We start from the raw sequence: 25,406 nt of genomic DNA, 5'->3' as shown, positions 1-25,406 counted from the left end.
AGTCTTATATTCCTGCTGTCAACAAAGCGGCGGCTTCATATCGGAAGCCGCCGCCTCTGGTTAGTCCATGGTCTTGATCCGCTCCACAAGGGAAAGCCGTTTAGAGTAACGGACAGCAACCACAGAGAAGATTCCGGTCACGAACAAAAGTGCCAGAACAAAAACAACCGTTTCCATCAAAGGGAATTGATAGGACAGTTCCCCGAAAATATTAAAGCTGCTGATCACATAGTCAAAAATCCAGCCCAGGATTCCGCCAATGCCAACTGACAAAAATACCGTAACCCCTGCGTACCACAGGCATTCTGCGATCAGCATACGGGAAACCTGCTTTCCGGTCATTCCCACAGACTGCAAAATCCCAAGCTCCTGCTGCCTTGCCAGCAGATTGGTCATCAGGGTGTTGACCAGATTTACCATGGAGAACACAAACAGGAATGCCAGCAGCAGATAAACACCGCGGGTCATCATCTTTAGCTGCGATTCCAGGGATGCCGCATGGTCTGCTCTGGAAAAGACCGTCAGCACCGGATTTTCCAGCAGGCTGAAAATAGACGCCCTGAGCGCATCCGAGTCCTCCGATGTATGGACATTCCAAACAGCCTCCCTGTTCTCAATGTCCGGGTAGAGCTGATCGGCCAGTTCTTCTGTAAGGGTAAACAGTCCCCATGCGCCGGTGCCCGATGTCACTGACGGTTTCGCAATCCCCATGACCGTTACTTCTATGGCCTTACCGTCCATGGATTCAAAGGTCAGCACATCCCCGACAGCAGGCGTATAGCCATAAAACATACTTAAAAGATGATCTTCCGAATCAGTCACGACCACACCGTTGTTTGCGGCAAGCTCCTCATAATCTGCGCTGCCCTGTTCCAGATTTTCCTCCGGCAACCACTGTTCCATCTGCTCTCTGTCAAATACAGGGAACTTTAATGCAACACTTTCCTGAGGAAATTTCACCGTTGCGGATGTTACTTCATGGCTGGTGATAGATTCCACACCATCTATGGCAAGAAGCTCCTGACGAAGTTCTTCTGTCAATGGATTTTCCCGTGCGATGGCAGGCAATCCTTCCGCGCCTCCCGAATCCATCCAGCTGACCTCATAGTTACAGTGATCTCCCATGGCTTCTATCGCCATCTTTTCGGGACTGATGGAGTTAAGTACCGTAGCGGCTGTTACCAAAAACACACCCGTCAATCCCAAAGATACCAGGGTGATGACCGTCTTTTTCCTGCTCCGCCTAAAGTTCATCTGTGCCATAGAGAACGGCGTAATGCGGTGGTTTTTCTGATCTTTCCGGTCTGTTGCCGTTTCATAACCACTGGAGCGGACCGCTTCGATTGGGGATACCCTCGCCGCCATGCGGACAGGCGCATGAATGGACAGAAATACCGTCAGGGCGCAGGCTGCTGCGGTCGCAGCCAGATAAGGCAGATTGCCCATCCAGCTCCAATGTGCCGGGAAAATAGCAAACCCGATACCCCCTCCAACCAAAAGCCCCAGCGGGATACCGCAAAGAGATAACAGCAATCCCTCCCGCCGCACGATCCGCCGGATCTGTTTTGGTGTTGTGCCGATCACTTTCAAGCGTCCATATTCCCGCATTTTGCCCTTTACGGAAATGAAAAAGATACTGTAAATGACCACGGCACAGGCAACCAGCAAAAGGATTGCCACGGGAATGTAATATTTCATCACGCCGGACTTAAAGCCCTGCATATCGAAATAGTTGGAACTGTAAAAAATCTGATCCTCTGAGACATCGTTGGCAGAAAGGAATGCTGCAATATCCGCCTTGAGCTGCTCCAGTTCCATACTATCAGCACCAGTATAACGAAGCCGAAATTCAAACAGCGGCTCTCCCTGCGCCATCTCCTCCACAAATGCTTCAGATACATAAAGCTGGAACATACGGGAGTCATTCTCCACATCCATGATACCGCTGACGGTATAGGTCTGCTTTCCGTTTCCAAGATTCACTTCTATGGTCTGCCCGACTTCTGCGGGGATTTCAAAATAATCAAGAAAGGCCCGTTCTACCAGAATTTCATTGGCAGCCTGCGGAAGTGTCCCAGTAAAGGAAGGCTTCTTACCCAATTCCATCCAGTTGGCATCCGCATACTCCACAGTCAGAACGCTGTCACCATAGCGGGCGGAACCATAATTCTGAGAAAGGCCCCAGCGTTCCACTTCCGGGCAGGCTTTCAGTTTTTCAATCGTATCACGGTCACAATGTACCACAACCGCCTGATACTGTCCCCGAATGTCCGCCTCCAGTTTTCTGTCACTTCCCGCTCCTGCGCAGAAAATCGCTGCCATCAGGGCAGCCGCCAGAGCAATCGTTACAATCACAAACAGGTTGCGCCGCTTGTCTGTCTGAATACTCCTTACCGCCAGTCTTTTAATAACCGGCCCTGTATCATTTTCAAAAGGCAATGTCATGTCTGCCACCTCCTTTATCCAACGATTTTGCCATCCTCAATCCGCACGATACGGTCTGCAAGCTGGGCAATGGCATCATTATGTGTGATCATTACCAGCGTCTGGTTAAATTCACGGCTTGTTCTCTGCAAAAGCCCCAGCACATCGGCGCTGGTCCTGCTGTCCAGGTTTCCGGTGGGTTCATCGGCAAGGACGATAGCGGGCTTTGACACCAGAGCGCGGGCGATAGCCACACGCTGCTGCTGGCCACCGGAGAGGTTGTTTGGCATATTCTTCAGCTTATCCTCCAGTCCCAGCATGGACACCACATCCGCCATGAATTTCTGATCCACCGTATCCCCATCCAGTTCCACGGGCAAAACGATGTTCTCATGAACATTTAGGATCGGCACCAGATTGTAGTTCTGGAAAATAAAGCCGATATTGCGGCGGCGGAAGATGGTAAGCTGCTCATCGTTCATCTTCGCCAGCTCCTTATCCCGCACCATCACGCTGCCGGAAGTGGGGGTATCCAGGCCGCCCATCATGTGAAGCAGGGTGGACTTACCGGAGCCGGAAGTGCCGACCACCGCCACAAATTCGCCTTCCTCCACAGAGAAGTTCACGCCATCCAGGGCGCGGGTAATGTTCGGCTCTGTGCCGTAGTATTTTTTAAGATCAGTTGTCTGCAAAATTTTCATAACAGTTACCTGCCTTTCTTAATTTATTGAGTATAGGGTAAAGGGCAAACGTTGCAGAATTGTCCTAAATGGCATGAAAATCTATGGTGAATTGCTTCAATTTTAGGACAATTCATTTTGCAGTAAGACTCACACATTTTCATCCTTTAAGACTTCTACAATAATATCCCTGCGGATTCTTCTGGAAGCCGTTCTGTAAATCCCACTGATGACCATTAGTACCAGAACAATATAGGCTGCCAGCCCTAATAACGGAAATACCTGAATGAACTCCATAAAAGTCACATCCTGCATCCACATCAAAACTGCGGCGATCAAAAACAGAATCGGCAATCCAATGACCAAAGGCTTTCCTCCAAGGAAGAACCCTTCTATATGCAGCAAACGATTAAGACCTTTTCTATCCAGCCCCACAGAACGCAGCATGGCAAATTCCTTTCTTCTCTGATACAGACTGTTCAGAATCGCCACTGCTGCCGATGAGATTCCAATGATACCAAATAGTGCAGTCAAACTGTAAACGATCAGCATGGTCGCATCGGTCAGCCGCTCTCTGTCCAAAGCGCGCTGAGTCTTGCTGGAGGTATAGAAATCACTCGTCCCCAGATAAGTACCACAGATATGCTCTGCCTGCGCCTGTACTTCGGCATCCAGCCCATCTTCCACGAGAAGATTCATGTAAGTCCTGTAATTGTAAACTGCACGATCCTCTCCGAAATTCTGGATAATCTCATAGTATTGATCCATCGGCACCAGAATGGGCAATGTATAAAAGGCCATATTACGCCCAATCTCCGGCATTTCAGAAAGTGCAGATGACACCGTCACATCAAAACGGTAATCCCCCTGAATGGAGTCCAGGAACTTCTCTGTTACTTCTAAAGACTGACCTTCTTTGAGTTTTAGATATGGAACCATATCTTTTTTGGCTTCATAACCTCTGGAGTCAGGATTTTTCACAACAGAATTGACAATGAGCGCAGCACCCTGTTCAGAATAAGGCACCCCTGACTGCATGAGATAATCTTCATAGGCGTCCTGTTCCAGACCAATCAATACACATGGGATACGGTAGCGACCATCGCGCTTTGCTACATACTCACCAGCCGCTTTTGTGCCAAATCCTCCAGAGGAAAGAAATTCTTCTGACAGCTCACTTTCTGAAACCCAGATCGCACAGTTCGCCATCGTATAGGTGGCCTGTTCTTCTATATGAGGCAGCTGCTTCAATTCATCCATAAGCGCTGGCTCTATTTTCTGACCAGACTCCATGGTAAGATTGACATTAAAGTGGCTGTCCTGTTCTGCTTTTGTATTGTTAATATCTGAAACGGAAAAAACAGCCAGAAAACTGAACATCAAAAGCATACACAGACTCAGCGTTACCGTACAGGTACGAAACAGCCTCTTATTAGCCGTCATGGAGTTTGCAGAAATATTTCCAAGGAATCCAAAGCACTTTTTCAGGATCGGATGCTTTGCTGATTTTTTCAAAGAAGGATTGCTCCAGCTTTCTTTGACCGCTTCAATCGGGCGAAGTTTTCCCATCTGCCGGGCAGGACCAGAAGCAGCCAGGCGAACCGTCAGGAACGAAAGAATCACAGAAACCACTGCGACCCACGGGGAAAAGGAAGCGGTTATCCGGCTCCCGGTCACTTCCTGCGTCAGGTCAGAGTATGCTGCCAATACGCCATAGGAAAAAAGGTATCCAAGTCCCACAGAAACCAGAATGGGAAGCACAGACAGCCAGCGCGCCTCATATACGATCATCATGCGGATCTGCCTGGGCGTCATTCCAATGGATTTTAAGATTCCCAGCTCCTTTACCTTGCGTTTCGCAGAAATAGAAAAAGCGCCCCGAATGATATAGGCAAATACCGCCATAGATGCTGCCATGACCAAACCCAGCGCAAGCGCAAGTTTGGGAAGGTCACTGCTTAGGAAATGTCCCGGCGCATAAATTCCATACATCCCAAGCAGGGCTGTGTGGTAACGGAAGGGATAGTCACCAAATTCATCCGGCTGCAAGCCAATGTCCTCTGCTATCTGCGGGATGATTTCATAGACTTTTCGCGGCTGCGTCACTTGAAGATACGCAACGATCCCCGTGTCCTCCGATAATGTGGCCGTGTCCAGCCACCCATACGCAGGGTAGCCATTGTATGCGCTGGAAACAGTCATATCAATCTCACCAACGATGGTGTACTGCACTTTTTCTGTTTTCACAAATTCTTCCCCGTTTTGAATGGGGGAAAGAAAATCCACAGTTGTATTTCCAATCCTTCGTTCGCCCAAATCCAGGTTCAGCCGATCTCCAATCTCAACAGATGGATTCTGCTCAAAAAAACTTTTTCCAACCACAATCTCTCCCAGCGCCTGGGGAACCCGTCCGCGCAGGATCAGATTCTTTTCCCGCATACCGCCCCAATAGGCTCCATCACAGTTTTGGATCAAAAGATAGGGCAGGCCGGATGCAGTCGGCAATAAGGCGGTCTGATTATCTCCTTTTACCATGATGCTCTGGATATTTTCGTTATTCCGAATCAAATCCAGCTGGCCGGCATGAATCTCCAAAAGCTGTGCATCCCAATCACCGTAGGCTGCAATCTCCTGCTGCACACTTTGATTCCAATAGCTTTGGACGAATGTGCATAACGAACACAAAAAAGTTGATGCGATCAATATGGCTACCATGATAGAAATGGATGTACGCCGGTTTGCTTTCATATTCTGTTTCGCCAGCCGCTTTACAATCCGGCTGGTATCATTTTCAAATGGTAATGTCATAGTCCTTCACTCCTTTCGCTATCATCCTAACCCCCAAATGTTGCAGAAATATCCCAAAGGCTCAACAGTTTAAGGGTGAATTGCTTCAATTTTAGGACAGTTCTAATTGCTTAATCTATCTCTCTCAACTGCTGCACAATAGACTTTTTCTCCAAAAGATGGATCAGAGCTGCAGCAATTAAAACAGGAAGCAAAATTGCCACTATCATATATCCAGCAAAATGTACTGCCGGGAAATGCCACACCCAAGTATCGTCGCCAACATAATTCAGATAACGAATAATCCCATAACCGACCGCAGTTCCAATCAGGGCAGTGATACAAATGTTCCAAAAAGCCAGCAAGATGCCTTCACACTGCACTGTCTGCCTTAACTGCTTTTTGGCCATACCAACAGAGCGAAGAACAGAAAATTCGTGTTTGCGGGAGAGTGTCGTAGCAATCAGTGTATTTACCAGATTGATAACTGCAAACAGCATGATAAATCCACACAGCCCCCATATCACAAGGCTGGTGCGTTGATACATAGCCTCGCTGTCTTGATAGTAGTCATAGAGAGATTCCATTGTTACCATTGGTGTGGTATCAAGCAGATCATTCATAGTTTCCCGAAGGGCTGGCTCTTGTGAAAGGTCATCCATACGAACCAGCAACTGACTGTTGAAGTTAAAGCCAGATGGCATCATTTGATTCATTAGTTCTTCTGGCAGTAGGAAAAATCCTGTTTTTCCAAAAATTTTACCTCCACCATCATCTTCAAAGATACCATCGCTGATTTCTCCAGCAATTCTAAACTCTGTCTCCTGCTCCCGTATCCCATCAAACCAGCGGAACTTCACCGTATCTCCAACATGAAATGTCCAGTCGTAGATGTAGTCTGCATATTCATTTCGCAACACCAGAATCTCATGACTTTCAGACATAGTTGAATAATCAGCCGTGCCAGTCACCAAATATTTTTCCAAGAGGGCCTGCTGATCTGGTGTGAATGGGGTAATATTTTCTTTTTTAGTCACTCCGTTGTATTCAAATTTTGCCTCTAATGTTTTATATTCCGAAACTTCTGCAACACCCTCCATCTGCGCAATGGTCTGTATCAAATCTTCCTTCAAAGGATTCTTTAACTGGACTCCAGTTTGTCCATGCGGGTCATTCTTGATCGCATTTCGGGAAAGCTCAACTTCAAATTCTCCATATTCTAAAAGCCCATGTCTTGCAAGGCGCTCCATATCCAGAGAAGAAAGGAGTGTTGTTCCGCCCATAAACATGATTCCTGCAATACCTAACGAAAGAACAGTTACAATCCACTTTTTCCGGTTACGAGAACTTCCCATAATAGCCAGTGAAAAAGGGGTGATTTTCCGATGCAGTTTCTTTGAAACAGCAGGAAAACTCTCATATCCGGTGTTTTTTGCTGCCTCAATCGGTGAAATGCTGCCTGCAATTTTTGCAGGCTTGCTCATAGCCAGCCATACCATGCCATAGACAAGAAGGAAAATTACAATACTGGTTATTGCGGTATTACCCCAGCTCCATCCGTTTGGCTTGAACAGAAAGGCTGCAATCCCACCGATTACCAGCCCCAAAGCTGTACCATAAATACAGAAAATCCTACCTTGTACCCGAAGAATTTTCTTAATCTGTTTTGCAGTTGTTCCCATTGTACGCAACTGCCCAAATTCCCGCACCTGATTATGCACATAAATATAGAAAATACTGTAAATCACCAAATAACTAACAAAAAGTACAGCAAAAGAAAAGATCATAACAATCTGAATATCTTCCCAATTCGGCTCCAGAGAGGAAAGAAAACCATCGTTCGGATCAGAATTTTGCGCTGGAATACCATAGTCAGCTTCAATCTGCTTGGTCATGGCCTCAAATGCCTGCTTGGACATTTCATCAGCATGAGCAAATTGAACAGCCAGAGCTGTTACAGAATGCTGGAATTGGCTTCCCGCTTCCGTATATTGTTTGGAACAGAAAAGGGAGTAGACCCGTTCTGTGGAACCACTGTCTGTAAGGCCTACCACAGTAAAGTTTTCCTTATTTCCATCATAAAACGGGATTGTGATTGTTGCCCCCAACTCCGCTGGAAGCCCCAGTTGCTCCAAATATGCCTTATCCACAGCTACATCATAAAGGTCTATGGGATACTGCCCTTCCACAATTTCATCCATAACGATTTGGCTGTTATTTTGCTCGATATAGACAGGGATCACCAGATAGTTTTCAATCTGCGTATTGGCCGCCTGCATATATATCTTTGAATCCGAAATTCTTTCATCATGCCGCAGGGTCTGCATCTGTTCATCGTTCAGATTGTGATATAACATCTGACTTGACACAAGCAATTCTCGTTTTGCTTCGGTTTCCATCCCAATCACAGACAAAGCAAAGCCAGACAGCAAGGCAACTGCCAACGCGATGGTCAAAACAGATAAAAATGTTTTAACCCGGCTTTGACTGATACTGTGCTTGGCATACTTTTTGACAATCCGGCTAGTATCATTTTCAAATGGTAATGTCATAGTCATTCACTCCTTTCTCTGTCATCTTAACCCCCAAATGTTGCAGAAATATCCCAAAGGCTCAACAGTTTAAGGGTGAATTGCTTCAATTTTAGGACAATTCATTTTCATGTGTCTCTTTTATAAAGCCAGATAGATATAAGAAAAACCATTGCTAACTGAATTACAACAAAAAACAGCGTCAGCCAAACGCTCTCATAATAAGAAATATCTGTCCAGAAGAGCACCAGATCTGCCAGAGCCACCACACCAGCCGACCATCTGATTTTTCTCGGAAAGAAGTGCCGGAGCAGCAGCACAACAACAACCGGCGGGATCAGCAAGCAAGCTGCATTGATGAGTAATGTCTTTGTGATTTCCATAAGGCCACCTCCAAATTCATGATGTTGCTGTCAGCATAAATCCCAAATGTTGCAGAATTGTCCTAAAATCCGTTGTCCTCTAAAAATTTTTCAAAAAAGGCAGCCTGCCAAACAGACTGCCTCAGAATTATTTTATGGGCAGGAACACGGAAAAAGTTGATCCTTCCCCAACTTTAGACTCGACGGTAATATAGCCGCCCTGCATGGTAATGATCTCACGGGCAAGGTATAAGCCGATTCCGACCCCATCTATATCATGCACCGCTTCATCCCGATAGAAGCGTTTGAAGATCGTGCCCTGAGAATGCTCCGGGATGCCTCTGCCTGTATCCGTCACATCTATCCTCAAATACATTTCCCAATCCCGTACCCTCACCTGGATGCTGCCACCGGCAGAGGTGTACTTTACCGCATTATCCAGAATGTTAAACAATGCTTCGGAAGTCCAGCGGCTGTCATGGGATATTGTCAGATCAGATGGGCAGTCCACCGACAGGCTGATCTCTTTTTGTTCCATCGGAGCCAAAACACCATTGATGGCGCTCACCAGCGTATCCCCGATCACAGCATCTTGTTTCTCCAGCGTAATGACACCCGTTTCCAGACGGGAAGTTTTCACCATTCCCTGAATGAGAAAATCCAGTTTATCCAGCTGTGTGCCTGTGGCCTGCAAAAACTCCTTGCGCTTTTCTTCTGTCAATGGCCTTGTCAGCATCGTATCGTTGATTAGCTTCAAATTTGCGATGGGGGTTTTGGTCTGGTGGGAAATATCCGATACCAGGGATTGCAGTTCTTCCTTTTCTCCCTCTGCCGTATGTCTGGTTTTCTGCATCACATTATAGAGCCGTTCCAGACGATGGCTGATCCGAGACAGCAGTGTTTCCGCTTCATAGTCTACCTGAGGCCGGTCTGTACTGTCCATCATGTGATCCAATGTCTGGCACAAACCATCGGTGAACAGAGAAAGTTTCTTTTGAAAATAGTTCAGAAAAACCATGCCCCAAATGTAAAATGCAGCTGTCAAAATAATGCCGCAGATGACAACACGCACATCTTTCGTCAACAGGAAAAAAATCAACAGCAGCAAAGCGGCAGTGAGCAGAGTCCCCGCCACAATTTTTCTCAAAAATGCCCTGACAGATAAATTTTGCAGCTTCATCGAGGCTCACCGCCGATCCACTGATAGCCCATTCCATAAGCTGTCTTAATATATTTCCTCTCGTCTGTTTCGATTTTTTTGCGGATACGGCTGATGATCGTCGTCAGCGTATGCTCATCCACAAAGTCCCCATCAATGTCCCACAGCTTCTCTAAAATCTGCCGCTTGGTCAGAATAATCCGGGGGTTCTTTACGAACAGGAACAGGGTGCGGTATTCCTTCGGTGTAAAGTCCAAGGATTCTCCGGCAAGGGACGCACTTTGTTCGGAAAAGTCGATTTTCAGAAAGCCATCATCAAACAGATCATGCCGGGGTGTCCGCAGTTCCAGATTTGCAAAAACCGCCGCTACTTTTTTGCAAAGCACCGTCACAGAAAATGGTTTGGTCACATAATCCGCACCGCCGACTTCATATCCCTTGAGCATATCGCTCTCCTTATCATTGGCTGTGATAAAGATGATATAGGTATGCTGACCGCGATTCCGGATTTCTTCACACAGATCCAGTCCGCTGCCATCGGGGAGGTTAATATCCAACAGTGCCACATCAAATTCATTTTCCCGTAGCTTTCTTACCGCGCTGTCAAAATTAAAAACAGAAATAACCTCATATCCATCAGAGGTCAGATTGTATGCCAATGTCCGATTCAAAAGCTGATCGTCCTCTACAATTAGAATCTTCTTCAAGACATTCACTTCCTTCCTTATTTTTCAACTATATTGATAGGATAAACACAAAATGTTACAGAAATGTCCTAAATCTAAAAATCAAAACATTTTTTATTTTTCCTTACTATCAACATTGTAACATAGCTCATCAAGGATACAACTGCACTTTTTCTATTCCCTCTCACAAAATCAGTATAATCGTATCTGTCAACAGGCATAATAAGGTTATTCCTTTGTGCAAATCGGCACGATAGAATATATTTGAGGTGAACGATTATGCCGATTGATGATTTGACCACTTTGGGGCAAAAAATGCGGGAAGCCCGAAAGAAAAAAGACCTGACACAACAAGAACTTGCGGATCTGAGCCATGTATCTATCAAGCAAATTGCAAAAATAGAAAAAGGAAAAATAAATCAATCTTATTTGATTTTGAAGGCGTTGGCAAAGGTTCTTCCGATCTCTCTGGACACTCTGATCAATCCAGATGTTTCTCCAGAAGATGAGGGAGCCACTCAGATGAAGATGCTTTATTGCAGCTGTCCGTCAGAAATGCGTGAAACCCTCTTGCGCCATACGCAGGAGACCGCGAAAGAACTAACAGAATTATCCGAGAAATTTGAAACGAATTGAGCCGGTGAGTGAAATTTGACTGTTTCCTCACTGGCTCCTTTCATTTCTGCGAAGAAAGGGGCAAGCAATGCCGGTGTTAATACACACCGACCCGCAGAGCGCAAAATCCCTCCGTGATTTTCCTCTCCGCTTGCTTGTTGAGGGCAGCGCCCCCAAGCCCCTTTGAACACAGAATTTCATTCTGTGGCTGCGCGTTCTGCGAACGCTTTTGACCAGGACCAGCTTACCGCTGGCCGTGGTCTTTTTCTTTTTCAACATCCTGTTCTACCTCCATTTTCAGCACTCGATCTACATTGGCCTTTGCCGTTAAAAGCTCCCGCATTTCCTCACGGGAACGCCGGTACTCGGCATAGGTCTTTTTCTTTTCTTCCAGCAATTTTGTGTACTCCGTCTGCAACTCCTTGACCTTAGGCAGCTTCTTAACGCCCATTTCATCAAAGGCATTCTTGGCAGCCTGGTGGAGCAGAATTTCTTCCTCATGTTCTTCCCGGAATTTCTTAGAGTAGCCAGCCTTGCGGTATGCCACATAGACCTCACGGGTCTTGGCATAATTTACGATGTGAGTACGCAGAACAGCAATCTCTGCCATGCGCTTTTCAGCCGCTTTGATCTGCGCCGAAAGCTCATTGTGATGTGCCGTGGCAGCCGCAGCCTTTTCTTCTAAAATCGCATACTCCAACAGGTTATGCTCTGACAGGTAATTCATGGTCTGCGCCATCTGCTTGAGGTTGAACACCTTAGCCCATCGAGCATAACCGGCACCTTTTCCAGCCTGCAATTTTGCCTGAATGTCCACCAGCAGATTGACCTTCGGCGGCTCTGCCTGTGTAACTGTTTTCTTTCGTGGGGTATGCGCTTTCTTCCCGGAGAGAACTGCCTGCAAATCTTCCAATCCATATCCTTCGCCCAGGCTGTCCATTCGGGCTGCTTTCTCCCAGCCGGGGAGCTTCAGGCGATACGATTTTCCGCGCTTTGATACTTCACAGCCGGACTCTTGCAGCAGCTTCAGCAGTTCCTCAAAATCAACAGGGCTTTGTGATAATGCGTTGTCAATCGCCACACGAAGCAGCTCTCGGTGAGAGGGCTTTGCCTGATCGCCCAGCCATTTGTTATAGCTCTTTCCGTGAGGTTTCGGATTCTCTACAATGGACAGTCCGTTTTCGATGCAGATGGTGTCACTTAGCCGACGAACCGCCTTGGTGCTGCCCCAAAAGTTTCGGAATTTCCGGTCATATTCTAAGCTGACTGATGACCAGATAATGTGATTATGAATGTGCGATTTGTCTATGTGAGTACAGACCACAAAGGCATGATTACCCTTGGTGAATCGCTTGGCAAATTCCACACCCAGCCGGTTAGCTTCTTCCGGGGTAATCTCTCCGGGGCGGAAGGACTGGCGCACATGATAGGCAATCACATCATCTGCGCCACGCACTCGTCCGGTAGCGGCAATGTACTGCCGCTTTGCCAGAAGAAACTCTGCATCCGCAGTCCGGCTGTCACACGCATAGCCGGTAATGAGCCTGCCGTTATCTGTTTTCTTTGGATTGGCCACATAGTCGATGATGTCACTGATCGCCCGACTTTCTGTGCGGCCCTTGCCGACATGAAGCGGCATGATTCTTGTGGTTGCCATAGAAGGGACCTCCTTTCTCATAAGCAGAAAAGATATTTTTTGATTTTTCATGGGGATTGACATATTTTCTAAAGTTGCATATAATAATAGTACAAGGTGGGCAACGGCGTGTGTCTGCCAAAGCGTTGAAGCATAATAGCGTACCGGAATGCCTTGTTATGCAGAGCTTTCAGTAGGGGTTGTGCAGTAACCTCAAACCGGAGTAGGCTGCAAAGCCGAAAGAAAATGCTCAAAGCCGCCTTGCGTTGCAGGGCGGCTTTCTTTATGGACAGAGAGGTTTTATGGATAAATTACAAAAGTGTGCAAAAGCATTTGAAAAATTATTGGAAATACAGTATCGAATTATTATTGGCCGAAAGGGAAAAACCGTAGAGTTAGTGATTGGCTTTTCCAAATTGGACTTTCATCATCTGATGGGGCTTGGAAAACTAAAAGATTTGCGGATAGCAAAACAAAATCGCGGCTCTGTATTTGATGAAATCATAATCGGAAGCACCACCTATGAGACTTTAGCGAAAAGCCGTTATCTGCCTCAAATTGAAAATCGGTTTGAACCGTTGGCTTTGATTGAACAACTCTTGGACGATAACCGTCTGGTGTTCCGTTACAATGCAAAATTAAATCAGTTCTCTTTAATTGAAGCGGACTATTTATTATCAACTCCGTTGGAAAACAGCGACATTTACATTTTTATTGCAGAACACAAGGACACCGGAAAATATTTCTGTCGGTCTTTCTTCCCGAAAGAGAAGAAAGATTACACAGAGGGACAGCCGCGCTATACCATGCTCTATAAAGAAAAAAAGAATTTAACTACCGGAGAGACCGTCATCCAATATGACCGCCTAACCCCGAAAACACAAACATAATTTTCTAAATAATTCAAGGAGGTATAACCCAATAATGCAACCAATTTCTGTCGAAGCGTTTGCCAGTATGGTCATGAAGAATAATAAAGGCTATCGAAAAAAGGAACTGGTAAAAACGCTGAACGAAACACTTACTGCCAAGAAAAACGGTGCAAAATGTATTATCTGTGGCGCACCGATTTGGGCAGCGGGAAGTGCCATCACTGGTAGCAACCTGTGCTTTACCTGTACAACAGGTGAAGCGAATGACAGCGACGATTATGAGATAGAGTAACAGGGTGTCGGGAAAATTCCGACACCCTGTTACTCTTATTCATCCTCTGATAGTACATTGTGTTGATCTGCCATTCTAACTGCCGGACGCTCCACGCAGACTTTACACATTCCTCCATATAAAAGGTTCGTGCCTGTTCATCTGGTATGCGCATCAAAAGGCGATAATGCGACCAACCTAATTCAAGACACAGTGTGTCTCGAATTGGGAATGTACAGTAGAACTGCCTCATCTTACGAAGATTTGATTTGTCAAAACCTTTTCCAAACTCAGCATATATTCATAAAAAGTAGGTTTTACAATTCCTCTGGCAATCGCCTGAGAGGTTTGTAGCATCCCGTCCAGCTGTGCAAACCGTTCCAATTTTGTCATGCCCCATCACTTCCTTTCGTGCTACCATTACACATGAATATAGCACGAAAGTAAATACACAAAAGAGAACCTATTTTTTGCAAAATTATACACTATAATATTAGCGTGCATCCATACACACTATCCTTTTTGAAAGATATGAATCACAACTTAGTGGGTGACATCCACCAAGTTACCCACCAAGATGCTGAACTATCAACGGTATCTGAGCAGATTTTGGCTTTCTGCACAAAAACAAAATCAAAGAAAGAGCTTGCAGCATTTTGCGGCTTCAAAGATCTAAGAAATTTCACCTTGAAGCATATCAATCCGCTTTTAGAATCTGGGCAATTGGAAATGACGATTCCCGATAAACCTAAAAGTCGTAATCAAAAATATATTACTGTTCATTCTGAATAAACAAGAAGCAGGACATTGGGTCTCATCTCCCATTGTCCTGCTTCTTTTTCATTTCAGATTATATTCACATCATTTACCCATACACCCTATCCTGGATCGCAAATTTCAAACTCTGTACCTTGCCCAATAACCAAATCGCAGCCAGCGGCAATCCCATGGGGCTAATCAAAAATGCCATGACCAAAAGAATCACACCGTTCTGCGGAGAATAGGTAAGCAGCACAGCCACGCCAAGCAGAGCAATCACGGTACTGAGCAGGCCAAGCACCAGACCGGATATGTAGATCAGCCCCGTGCAGAGCCAGACAAAAAGCGTCAGCACCAAAATGACCGGTGCAGTTACGATCATCAGCAGGCATTTCAAAATCTTCATCCCAATTCCTCCTTCCAGCGATCCAGATACCGTTTGCACAGGGTATCCGCTTCTTTTATATCATCTTCCGTCAGTTCCCGTCTGCCTTTGGTCAGTTCAATCTCCAGATAAGTCTGGTAATCATCGGATAAGAGGTCAAACAGTTTCCTGGGAGTATGGCACACCTCGCCGGTGCAATAATGAAAGTCCTGGTCAAACTCAACCCTTACACATCCATGACGGCTGATATAAACTTCGATGGTCTTATCTGCGGCCAGGTAGTCCGCAAAAATCTCTAACACTTTTTCAAAGGTCAGCATCTGTTTTCACTCCTTTGCTTCTATTCTATTTCATATTATCCGGTATGGACAGGCAAAAGACAAGGATACCGGCAAAAAGAAAAAGCGGAGGGAGGTGCGGCGAAAAGAACGCCGTTCCTCCCTCCGCAAATGGAGTGTCTATCCCTGTTATGAAAGTTTAGAAAGCTGGGTAAGGATTTCCTTCACGCCCTCCCATAACTGTTCCTGCCGCTGGGATATATCCTCCAAGTCAGCATCATAAACCCGCCCGGTCTCATGCACTTTACGGGTCAGCTGATTTAAGTTGTTGCTGGAATATCGCATAAGGGAAACCAGTTCTTTCAGCTCCGGTAAATCCAGCTGCACCACATAGCCATCCAAAGCCATCTTCCGCAGATAGGCACTCAGGTTTTCTGTCCCATATTGTTGCATCTTTTGGCGGATCAGCTCCAGTTCCTCTGCGGACACCCAAAACAAAACCGGAACATCCCGCTTACGCTTTGCCATAGTCATCGCTCCGGTTCCCGTTTTTTCGGGGCGGCAGGCTTATGGGCAGGCAGTTCCTGCTTGAGCTTATCCCGTACAGAGGGACGAGACGGTTGTATCTTTTCTCCCTGAGTACGGCTGCGCTGCTGTTCTTCCCGCACCAGATCAATAAATCCATCCAGCACAGCAGGGTGGCTGTTCAGGACATAACCACATCGGACGGTTTCGGGGTTCTCGTTGGGAATGCTCTTAGCCCATTCTTTGTTGCGTCGGGAGTAGCGCCCATCCCAGTCCTGAAGCTGAACGGTGTTGGCAAGGACCAGCGACACACGCTCCATGCCATAGGTCTCGATCACACCCTTTGCCGAATCGTGACTGAGATACATTCCGTCGAAGTGTTCCCGCACCGCCGCTTCAATAGCCTCCTTGCATTGGAGATTTACATTGTTGGAAGCCCGGTATTGCTCCAGCTCCCCATGTTCTTTTGCATAGGCGGCAGAATGGGGATAAACCGGCGTTGTTTGCAGTTCTTCTTTGGCTCTGCACACATCATCGGCACGGTTCTCAATGCTGTCCCTTATTACATCCATATAGCCGGTCTCCAGCTTTTCAAAATAGCGGTACACATCCGCCAGCGGAGAGGGAGACTCCAAAAGAGCCTGTGCCTGTGCATCGGTCAGGTCCAGTTCCTCCATCGCCATCACGATGTCCTCACGGACAGTATACTCATAGGTGTGGTGCAGGATTTCTTCCGGGGGCTGGCTTTTCAGCCAGTCCCTGTATTTGTCCTGCTCAGCAGCCATCTTTTCATAAAGGGCTGTATTCAAATCGTTGGTATTCATGTTATCGCACCTCCTCATGCTGTTTTGGTTTCTTGTCTATACTGCGGGGCGGCACCGGGCGTTTCAGATGGTCCAATACCGAAGGCCGTGTGCTTTTGGCAACGACAGCTTCATCGTGTGCCGGTCCCTTTCCGTCAATGTTGAGCAGGGTATCCAGCTCCACCAGACGGGCGTTTTTGCTTTTCAGTTCTTCTTCATAAAGGAATGGCTTTCCGACTTCCTCCTTTGCGGCAGCCTGCTGCTGATAAAGGTTATCCAGCTGGGCCTTTGCCGCCTCCAGACGCTGGGGCATCTGGGCGAGGGCATTGTCGATACGAGTAAGGTTTCCGCGCGGGTCTGTACCAAGGGTTGCCCTGTGGGTCATCTGGCCTTTCAGCAGGAGCGTATATTCCTGTTTCCAGGCGGAAAATTCCACGGACATGGCATAGCCCCGGTAGCTGCCGATCTGTACCGGATCGGAGGTTTTGACCTCCTTGCAGGCATCTAAAAGGGCAGCACCGGCGTTCTCCTTATCAGTCAGCAGATCTCCACGGATCTCCATACCGGCAAAGCCGTCCTCCGGGTGCGGGTGAGCTGCCAAAACCTCCAGGTCAGATTCAAAGCCCTTGATAAAGCCCTTGTGCTTTTCAATTTCCTCCGGGAAGTATTTGAGCAGCTGGTCCTCCAGACGATACTGCTTGCTCTGGTGGTCGGCTTTCATCAGCTTCAGGCGGGATACCTCCACATCCAAATCCATACGCTCTTTGATACGGGGGTCTCCGGCGCACAGAGCCTTGATCTCGGCAAAACTCAGAGCCGTTTCATCCACATCATCGCAGGAGCGCACCGGCGATTTAGAAGTCATGATCTGGCTGATGAATTTCTGCTTATTCTCCACAGTCTGCCAGAGGTATGCGTCAAAGGTTCCTTCGGTCACATAGCGGTACACATGGACAAGGGGATTCTGGTTGCCCTGGCGCTCGATACGGCCCTTTCTCTGGGCAAGGTCTCCCGGTCTCCACGGGCAGTCCAGGTCATGAAGTGCCACCAGACGGTCCTGCACATTGGTGCCTGCGCCCATCTTGGCGGTGCTACCCATAAGCACACGCACCTGACCGGTACGGACTTTAGAGAACAGCTCCTTTTTCCGCACTTCGGTGTTAGCTTCATGGATAAAAGCGATCTGGTCGGCAGGCATCCCCTGAGCAATGAGTTTCTGACGAATATCGTCATATACCGTAAAGGCCGGTTCCTGCTCCGGCAGAGGCACAGCGCCTTCCAGTGCATGAAGCAGTGGATTATCCAGTGTTTTCGCCGCCTTGCTTGCAGGGGCTTTTGCCTGCGGTGTAGAAATATCGCAGAATACCAACTGGGTCAGCTTGTCAGCTTCGCCATCCCGCCAGATCTGCATGATATTGTCCACACACTGATTGACCTTTGTGCCGGGTTCGTCCGGCAGCAGCTGGTTGACAATCCTCTGGTCCAGTCCCAGCTTGCGGCCATCCGAGGTTATCTTGAGCATATTATCCTGGGACGGGTCAACGCTGCCGCTGTGGACCTTGGAGGCGCGCTCGGAAAGAGCCTTGACCATTTCCTTCTGATGTCCGGTAGGTTGCGCCACGATATTGTGGTATTCCACTTCCGGGGTAGGAAGATTCAGCTGGTCGGCAGTCTTGATGTCCGCAACTTCTTTGAACAGGTTCATCAGCTCCGGCAAATTAAAGAACTTGCTGAATCTCGTTCTTGCCCGGTAGCCGGTTCCCTCCGGTGCCAGCTCCAATGCTGTGACGGTCTCCCCAAATCGGGAAGCCCAGCAGTCGAAGTGGGTCATGTTCAGCTCTTGCAAGCGTTCATACTGAAGGTAACGCTGCATGGTGTAAAGCTCGGTCATGGAGTTGCTGACCGGTGTGCCGGTGGCAAAGATCACGCCACGGTTTCCGGTGATCTCATCCATGTAGCGGCACTTGGCAAACATATCGGAGGATTTCTGCGCGTCCGATGTGGAAAGACCAGCCACATTCCGCATTTTTGTGTATAGAAACAGGTTTTTATAGTTGTGGGCCTCGTCTACGAACAATCGGTCCACACCCAGCTGCTCAAAAGTTACCACATCGTCTTTTCGCCCCTCGGCTTGCAGCTTTTCCAGTCTGGCTTCCAGAGACTTACGGGTACGCTCCAGCTGCTTTACGGTAAAACGCTCGCCGCCGCTGGCCTGCACCTCTGCGATGCCCTCGGTGATCTCGTCGATCTGCTCATAGAGAAGCCGTTCCTGACGCTCCCGGCTGATGGGGATACGCTCAAACTGGCTGTGTCCCATGATGATGGCGTCGTAGTCACCGGTCGCAATACGGGCGCAGAACTTTTTGCGGTTATGGGTCTCAAAGTCCTTTTTGGTTGTGACTAAGATGTTGGCGGAAGGATAGAGGCGCAGAAACTCCGACGCCCACTGCTCGGTCAGGTGGTTTGGAACCACAAAGAGAGATTTCTGACACAAGCCCAGGCGTTTGGCCTCCATAGCAGCGGCCACCATCTCAAAGGTTTTGCCTGCGCCCACCTCATGTGCCAGCAGGGTATTACCGCCATACAGCACATGGGCGATGGCGCTTTTCTGGTGTTCCCGCAGGGTAATGGCCGGGTTCATGCCGCCAAAAGTGATATGGCTGCCATCATACTCACGGGGACGGGTAGAATTCATTTCTTCGTTATACTGGCGCACCAAAGTCTGGCGGCGTTCCGGGTCTCTCCAGATCCAGTCCTTAAAGGCTTCCCGGATCGCCTGCTGTTTTTGGGCGGCCAGGGTAGTCTCCTTGGCATTCAGCACACGGCGCTCTTTTCCGTCTGCGTCCTCTATGGTGTCATAGATACGGACATCCCGCAGGTTCAGACTGTCCTCCAAAATCTTATAAGCATTGGCGCGGCTGGTCCCGTAGGTGGTGTAGGCTGCCACATCGTTATAGGATACGGAAGATTTTCCTTTGATCTGCCATTCAGCGGTAAAGGAGGAATAGTTGACCTCGATGCTGCGCTGGAGGTAAAACGGGGTGTTGAAGGTCTCGTACATAAACTGCTGGATGTACTCTTTGTCGATCCAGGTTGCACCCAGGCGCACCTCGATCTCCGACGCATCCAGGTCTTTGGGCTGGGCGGCAGTAAGGGCTTCCACATTGACTGCAAAGGAAGGGTCCTGCTGTGCCGCACGCTGCGCCTGACGCAGTTTACGGCGTACATTGCCGGAAAGGTATTCATCGGCAGTCACATAATGGGGAGTGCCATCCTGCTCCAGTTGTCCCGGTACACGGAAGATCACACCTTGCAGCTCTCCGGCCAGTTCTTCTTTTGTTTTTCCGGTAAGCTGGCTCATATAGCCCATATCCACACAGGCTTTTTCCGAGATGGACACCGCCAGTGCTTCGCTTGCCGTATCCACGGCAGCCACCGCCTGATGGGGCTTGATGGTGCGCTTGGTGAACATATCCGCCTTGCGCTCCAGCTTTCCGTCCTCGTCGATGACTTCCAGCGCACAGAGCAGGTAATAGGAAGAATCGTCTGCATAGGCCAGGCGGTTTGCACGGTCATTGATGAGACCGTATTTGGCAGAAAAGCTGTCATAGAGCTGGTTCAGTTCCGCCTGCTTTTCCCGAATGGTGCTGTCAGGAACCGCTGCGTCCATCTGAAGGTCGATCAGTTCCTGCACACAATCCCGCAGTCCCACCAGACCTTTTACACGGGCTTCGGCAGTAGCATTGAGGTCAGGGCGCACCATGCGGCTGTTTTCCCGGTAGTACACCTGCCCGTCCACAATGGCATAGGAATAGTTCTTCACATCGGGGTCGGCAGGAATGGAGGTGTCAATGGCTTCGCCTTCGCCCAGCTCCGGCAGCTCTGCCTCCTGATAAGTACCATGAATATGAGAAACTGCTTCCTGAAGTTGCTGTTTCAAACTCTTTCCACCATCCGGTAAACATTCCAGCCTTGGACCAAACGGACCCGGAGTTATTTCCAATCTGCCCAGCACCATTTCAGGATGTTCCTTAAAATAGCGATTGACATTGACAAAGTTATGGCGTTCTGTGCCTTCTTTGTTTGTATGGAATTGGCTTAATAAATTGTCCGTTTCAACCCAGTCAGGCATCATTTCTCCTTGCATTCGCGGAATCTCCCGTTTTTGTAGAAAAATGATGTCTGTGTTCATTTCTGTTCCGGCATTGGCAAGAAAAGCATTGTTTGGCAAACGGATAGCTCCTAATAACTCACAACGCTGTGCCATATAATTCCTTATGCGGCTATCTTTCTTATCCAATGTACCTCCGCTGATTCCATTGGAGGTAATAAAGGCAATAATTCCTCCTGCCCGAACTTTATCAATCGTTTTAGCAAAAAAATAGTCGTGAATCAAAAAATTGTGCCTGTTATATGAGGCATCATTTAACTTGTAATCTCCAAAAGGCACATTTCCAACTGCAAGATCGAAAAATCCATCTGAATACTGAGTTTTTTCATAACCTCCAATTTCAATATGCGCCTCTGGATACAACTGCTTTGCAATACGCCCAGAAACAGGGTCCAGCTCCACGCCGTACAAACGGCTGTTTCTCATTTCCTCCGGCAGCATCCCGAAGAAGTTGCCCACACCCATAGACGGCTCCAGAATATTTCCGGTCTCAAATCCCATACGGCCCACCGCTTCATAGATGGCCTGAATGACCGTAGGGCTGGTGTAATGGGCGTTGAGGGTGGAGCTTCTGGCGGCGGCATATTCCTCTGGGGTCAGCAGCTCTTTCAGCTGGGCATACTCTGAAGCCCATTCCGGTTTCTCCGGGGCAAAGGCATTAGAAAGACCGCCCCAACCCACATAGCGGGAAAGAACCTCCTGCTGTTCCGGCGTTGCCTGTCCGGTGGTTTCCTCCAGGTATTTCAGCAGCTTGATTGCCTCGATATTGGCCTGGAACTTGGCTTTCGGACCGCCTTCTCCCAAATGCTCATCGGTAATACGGAAGTTTTGTGCATTGCTGCGCAGGTTAGCCTTGTATTCCTCATAGGAGGCTTCCTCGGCAGCTTTGACATTCGGGAAGGTCTGCCACTGGCCATTGACCTGAATGGAAACCGGGTGTTCGTCCAGCACTTCCTCAAAGGTTTTTTCCGGCTCTGTCACAGGGGCTGGCGGCTCCGGCTCCTCAATATGCAGCCGTTCCACCACCACATCATAAGGCAGATTGTTCTTGTCGCCCGGATAGACGGCCACGGTCTCGGAATGGAAGGTCGGGGATTCGGCAGTTGGTTCTGACTGCTCCTGTCCAAAGCCATCCAGCTTACGGGCATACATCCCGCGCAGCAAAGGCGCAACTTCATCCCAGCGAAAATACAGCACAGCCAGACGCTTTTCCTCTGCGTCCAGGACTTCCAGCTCCATGCCCTGTGCCGTGGTACGGTAATCGGCAATATCGCCGGTCTCCAGATTCAGAGTCTCGATCTCATGGGGATAGGCTCTACTCAGCCAGTAGGCGATCTCGCTGTTGCTCCTGCCGGATTGCAGCAGCGTGGAAACCTGTTTTTTATCCGCTTCATCCATCAGTCCATGAGCCAATACATCCCGCAGGTCCTGATCGGCTTTGTTCGGGTCAACGGGAAGAAACTCGGTATAGTAAGCATTGCGGCGATCTGCACGAAGCAGCTGTTCAAACTGTTCTTTGTGTTCTGCACGGTAGATGGGATACACCATACCGGTGGGCAGAAGCTGCACGGTGTCATCCCGCAGCTCGGTGATCTGATAGGCGTCATCCTCGATATACACGGTATCGCCCACGGCATAAACTGGGGCGGCAGGGTCATAGGAGGTTCTTTGCGGAGTTGGGCGGCGAACTGCATCATATTCCTCATCGGAAATGGAAACTTCGGAAGGCTGCTCTGTCTCGGCAGCTGCGATCTGCTCTGCATCCGACATCACCTGTTGGATAAATGGGTCATTGTCCAGTTTTTCCGGCTCTGTCACCTGACCGTTGACAATCCCTCTTTCCTCCAGGGCTTCCCTGATGGCGATAGGGTCGATGTTGTCAAAACGGTCCTGTTCTTCTTCGGTATAGAACCGGTCCTCCTGAATGAGCTGGGCAATCCGGCGCTGTACCTTCGGCCAGGGCAGCTGCATTTCCTCCGGGCTTCCGGCACGAGTAATGAACAGGCTGTTGCTGTTACTGCCGCCGTATTCCTGAGCCAGCCATGCAGCGGTATCTTTCTCTCTTGCATGGTCTTTCATATAGCGGACGACAGCGTGTTTACTCTCAATATTGCCGTTCCATGCACAAAGGGCAGTATCAATATCTTCTTGAGAAAGAGGGCGCAGAAGTTCATGGAGCTTTGGATAGGTTTCGTCGATCACTTCCCGGTGCAGACGCTGGCGGAACTCCGGTATATCAGAATAAAGGCGGATCAGCTCCATATCCTTAGAACCAAGGACCGCACGGCGCACAGCAGCATTGCCCTCGATGACAGCATTTTCACGGTCAGAATGACCGCAGGCATTGCAGTATGCGGCATCCTCGGAAATGGCGGCAGTTACCACAGGCTTATACTGCTCAAACTGCTCCCGAAGGGTAGGCTTTGGCGTTTCTTCCTCCACCTCCGGCTGCTGGGCTTGGATGGCATCTTCTTCGGCCAGTTCCTTTTCAGCCTGGATTTTGTCATACTGCGCCTGTTCCTGTTCGGTAAGATAGCGGCCTTTCTGAACAAGAGAGGTAATGCGCTTGGCAACATTTTCCCAGTTCAAGTGAACATCCGGGCAGTCCTGCTTTTTATAGTGCACTCCTTTTCCGTCGTGGCCTTCGCCGCTAAAGGTTGCGCCGGACAGTGCATGGGTGTAGCCGCCCATGCCATACTCGTTCTTGAGGAATCTCACTTTTTCCTTATCCGTATGGTTTTCCATGAAGAAGGCATAGATACGGCCTTTACCACCAGAGATACCGCTTCCTCTGGTCATGGCGGCGTCGATCTCATCCTCGGTAATGAAGTGCTGGACGATTGGCATTTGGGAAAGGTCAGAAGTAAAAGTTCTGCGTGGTAGGTCAAGTTCCTTCAGGTTCTCCCAGATCTCCCTTGGTTTATGATAGTGAAAGCGCAACAGGTCACGGTTCTGCTGATAGGCGGTCCAGAAGGCGGCGTATTCTTCCTTGAGGGCCTGGCGGAAAGCCGGGTCACTCAGCTGCTCCGTCAGACGGTGGGTCTCCTCCGGGAACCCATTGCCTTTGATCTCTGACAGGCAGGACAAATATCCGGCTTCTCTGGCGTCCTCACTGAGATCGTGATATAGGTTCCAGAACTTTGTGGCAAGGAGGGAGCGTTCATAGCCTGCCGCTTCTGCAAGCTCCACATTGGAGGCAAACTGGCCGCTCTCCAAAAGCTCCCCAATACGCTCCGCGGCGCTCTCCCAGGAAATGACCTGGGCAGACCTGTCATAACGGACAGACTTCCCGTGAGAAAGATGGATACCATCCTCGGCATACCATGCGCTCACGCTGCCAAGGCCGTTGCCGCCGTGGTACAGCGTTTTCAGTATCTCGGCAATCTCAGCGGTGGTTTTCTGTTTTTCAAATGCTGCAACCACACGCTCTCTCTGACGGTCTGTATTGCCGCCCAAACGCAGCACATGGTCGATGTCATTTTGGGCAAAAGAAAAAGCAGAGGATGTATGCGCTACATTCTCTGCTTCATCTATGGATTGGATCTGTTCCGCTTCGGAGAGGAACAGGTTTAGGGTCAGCTGTTGATAAGCTCCGCCATCAGGATCTCCTCTGCCTGGGCTTTGCAGGTGTTCATCAGCCCCACCCACTTCATGGGATCGCTGGCTTTCAGTTCCTCGGTGGCTCCCGCTTCCTTCGCCAGCTGGGGCATCATCTGCTCCAGTCTGTTCTGGGCGGTCTCGTCGATCTCCAGAAGGTGCGGGTACAGCTTCTCGCTCAGCAGCATCTGGTTGTAGAGGATGGGACGGTGTTCCTTCAGATAGGTTTTCCTCATCCTGCCGTACTTGCCCAGGGGTTTCTCCGGCTGCTGGCTCAGCTTCAGGTCGGGAATCAGATAGTCTCCGTTCTGGATGTAGGTCATGGGATTGTTCATCTTGCTTGCTCCTTTCTTCTTGGGTGGCTTCGCGCTCTGCATTTCGGACGGTGACGCCGATCTGCCGCAGCACCTGCTGGTTGATCTGGCTGACCGCTGTTCCCAGCGCCCCGATGGTGGACGGGGTGTTGAAATCAAAGATCGCCATGAAATCTTCGTGGTCGAAGTAGCGTTCCGGCTCCAGTCCGCAGCGGGACATCAAAGCGTAAGTGATGCTGACGGTGGCGGCTGCCTTGAACTGCACTCCGATGTTATACTCATCATATTCCTCCAAAAAGGAACCGTCAACGATATAGAAGAAGTCCTGCTGATGCTCCGTCCAGTATTCCTCAGCCAGTTTTCCGGCTACCTTGGTGAGCTGTCCGGCAAGGTCATCACCATAGACATCGTAGGTGCGCTCCAGCATGGCCTGCACCGAATCCAGATGGCGCTCCTCCAGCTGCCATAGCCAGGGAGTGCGGGAATGTTCACGGGTTCCGGTGTCGGAAATGTCAAAGACATAGCGCAGGCGGGGTCTGTCCCCGGAATCG

The 25,406-nt window shown here is 48.9% G+C and carries 21 protein-coding genes; 5 read left to right on the top strand and 16 right to left on the bottom strand.

Going from position 1 to position 25,406, the window contains the following annotated elements; all coding sequences use genetic code 11:
- Window positions 1-60 precede the first annotated feature (60 nt).
- From NE664_10085 to NE664_10055, 7 genes are all read right to left on the bottom strand, one after another.
- On the bottom strand, window positions 61-2,445 hold the full coding sequence (locus NE664_10085) for an ABC transporter permease (GenBank protein MCQ4726992.1): 2,385 nt from the start codon (window positions 2,443-2,445) through the stop codon (window positions 61-63).
- 14 nt (window positions 2,446-2,459) lie between these two features.
- Window positions 2,460-3,125 carry an ABC transporter ATP-binding protein gene (locus tag NE664_10080; GenBank protein ID MCQ4726991.1) on the bottom strand — a complete coding sequence of 222 codons (666 nt, stop codon included), beginning with the start codon at window positions 3,123-3,125 and terminating at the stop codon, window positions 2,460-2,462.
- A gap of 129 nt (window positions 3,126-3,254) precedes the next feature.
- Window positions 3,255-5,912 carry an FtsX-like permease family protein gene (locus tag NE664_10075; protein ID MCQ4726990.1) on the bottom strand — a complete coding sequence of 886 codons (2,658 nt, stop codon included), beginning with the start codon at window positions 5,910-5,912 and terminating at the stop codon, window positions 3,255-3,257.
- A 110-nt stretch (window positions 5,913-6,022) separates the two neighbouring features.
- On the bottom strand, window positions 6,023-8,443 hold the full coding sequence (locus tag NE664_10070; GenBank protein MCQ4726989.1) for an FtsX-like permease family protein: 2,421 nt from the start codon (window positions 8,441-8,443) through the stop codon (window positions 6,023-6,025).
- A 107-nt stretch (window positions 8,444-8,550) separates the two neighbouring features.
- Window positions 8,551-8,805, bottom strand: coding sequence for a hypothetical protein (locus tag NE664_10065; GenBank protein ID MCQ4726988.1), 255 nt, complete (start codon window positions 8,803-8,805; stop codon window positions 8,551-8,553).
- 127 nt (window positions 8,806-8,932) lie between these two features.
- A complete protein-coding gene (locus NE664_10060; GenBank protein MCQ4726987.1) occupies window positions 8,933-9,964 on the bottom strand; it encodes a HAMP domain-containing histidine kinase in 1,032 nt (343 codons plus the stop codon).
- Entirely contained in the window at window positions 9,961-10,650 is a 690-nt protein-coding gene (locus tag NE664_10055; protein MCQ4726986.1) for a response regulator transcription factor, read from the bottom strand. The genes NE664_10060 and NE664_10055 overlap by 4 nt, the downstream gene beginning before the upstream one ends.
- Before the next feature lie 258 nt (window positions 10,651-10,908).
- Here NE664_10055 and NE664_10050 point away from each other — a divergent pair, with 258 nt between their 5' ends.
- Window positions 10,909-11,265 (top strand): helix-turn-helix domain-containing protein, encoded by a 357-nt coding sequence (locus tag NE664_10050; GenBank protein ID MCQ4726985.1) that lies wholly within the window; start codon window positions 10,909-10,911, stop codon window positions 11,263-11,265.
- A 223-nt stretch (window positions 11,266-11,488) separates the two neighbouring features.
- On the opposite strand, the gene NE664_10045 is transcribed toward NE664_10050, so the two are convergent.
- Window positions 11,489-12,901 (bottom strand): relaxase/mobilization nuclease domain-containing protein, encoded by a 1,413-nt coding sequence (locus NE664_10045; GenBank protein MCQ4726984.1) that lies wholly within the window; start codon window positions 12,899-12,901, stop codon window positions 11,489-11,491.
- A 281-nt stretch (window positions 12,902-13,182) separates the two neighbouring features.
- On the opposite strand from NE664_10045, the gene NE664_10040 reads away from it, so the two are divergent.
- Window positions 13,183-13,770, top strand: coding sequence for a PBECR4 domain-containing protein (locus NE664_10040; protein MCQ4726983.1), 588 nt, complete (start codon window positions 13,183-13,185; stop codon window positions 13,768-13,770).
- Between the two features lie 34 nt (window positions 13,771-13,804).
- The gene (locus tag NE664_10035; protein MCQ4726982.1) at window positions 13,805-14,044 is read left to right on the top strand and encodes a hypothetical protein; all 240 of its coding nucleotides are present in this window, start codon (window positions 13,805-13,807) and stop codon (window positions 14,042-14,044) included.
- Here NE664_10035 and NE664_10030 read toward each other — a convergent pair.
- The gene (locus NE664_10030; GenBank protein MCQ4726981.1) at window positions 13,992-14,276 is read right to left on the bottom strand and encodes a DUF1016 N-terminal domain-containing protein; all 285 of its coding nucleotides are present in this window, start codon (window positions 14,274-14,276) and stop codon (window positions 13,992-13,994) included. The genes NE664_10035 and NE664_10030 overlap by 53 nt on opposite strands.
- Window positions 14,273-14,416 (bottom strand): hypothetical protein, encoded by a 144-nt coding sequence (locus tag NE664_10025; GenBank protein ID MCQ4726980.1) that lies wholly within the window; start codon window positions 14,414-14,416, stop codon window positions 14,273-14,275. The genes NE664_10030 and NE664_10025 overlap by 4 nt, the downstream gene beginning before the upstream one ends.
- 153 nt (window positions 14,417-14,569) lie before the next feature.
- Between NE664_10025 and NE664_10020 the strand changes: the two genes are divergently transcribed.
- Window positions 14,570-14,815, top strand: coding sequence for a hypothetical protein (locus NE664_10020; protein MCQ4726979.1), 246 nt, complete (start codon window positions 14,570-14,572; stop codon window positions 14,813-14,815).
- Between the two features lie 73 nt (window positions 14,816-14,888).
- On the opposite strand, the gene NE664_10015 is transcribed toward NE664_10020, so the two are convergent.
- The 6 genes from NE664_10015 to NE664_09990 all read right to left on the bottom strand — a co-directional run bounded on the left by NE664_10015 (window position 14,889) and on the right by NE664_09990 (window position 24,876).
- Window positions 14,889-15,188, bottom strand: coding sequence for a CD1845 family protein (locus NE664_10015; protein ID MCQ4726978.1), 300 nt, complete (start codon window positions 15,186-15,188; stop codon window positions 14,889-14,891).
- Entirely contained in the window at window positions 15,185-15,487 is a 303-nt protein-coding gene (locus NE664_10010) for a hypothetical protein (GenBank protein ID MCQ4726977.1), read from the bottom strand. Before NE664_10010 ends, NE664_10015 begins: the two co-directional genes overlap by 4 nt.
- Window positions 15,488-15,634: 147 nt before the next feature.
- Complete coding sequence (locus NE664_10005) at window positions 15,635-15,979, bottom strand: MobC family plasmid mobilization relaxosome protein (protein ID MCQ4726976.1); 345 nt, start codon at window positions 15,977-15,979, stop codon at window positions 15,635-15,637.
- Window positions 15,976-16,794, bottom strand: coding sequence for a DUF3849 domain-containing protein (locus tag NE664_10000; GenBank protein ID MCQ4726975.1), 819 nt, complete (start codon window positions 16,792-16,794; stop codon window positions 15,976-15,978). Before NE664_10000 ends, NE664_10005 begins: the two co-directional genes overlap by 4 nt.
- Before the next feature lies 1 nt (window position 16,795).
- Window positions 16,796-24,400, bottom strand: a complete 7,605-nt coding sequence (locus tag NE664_09995; protein ID MCQ4726974.1) for an SNF2-related protein — start codon at window positions 24,398-24,400, stop codon at window positions 16,796-16,798.
- Window positions 24,401-24,519: 119 nt separating this feature from the next.
- The gene (locus NE664_09990) at window positions 24,520-24,876 is read right to left on the bottom strand and encodes a TnpV protein (protein MCQ4726973.1); all 357 of its coding nucleotides are present in this window, start codon (window positions 24,874-24,876) and stop codon (window positions 24,520-24,522) included.
- Between NE664_09990 and NE664_09985 the strand changes: the two genes are divergently transcribed.
- Window positions 24,863-25,324, top strand: a complete 462-nt coding sequence (locus NE664_09985; protein ID MCQ4726972.1) for a hypothetical protein — start codon at window positions 24,863-24,865, stop codon at window positions 25,322-25,324. The two genes, NE664_09990 and NE664_09985, sit on opposite strands and share 14 nt — an antisense overlap.
- Window positions 25,325-25,406 lie beyond the last annotated feature (82 nt).

The organism is Anaerotignum faecicola (assembly GCA_024460105.1).
Taxonomy (GTDB): Bacteria; Bacillota; Clostridia; order Lachnospirales; family Anaerotignaceae; genus JANFXS01.
This window is presented reverse-complemented; position numbering and strand designations above follow the sequence as displayed.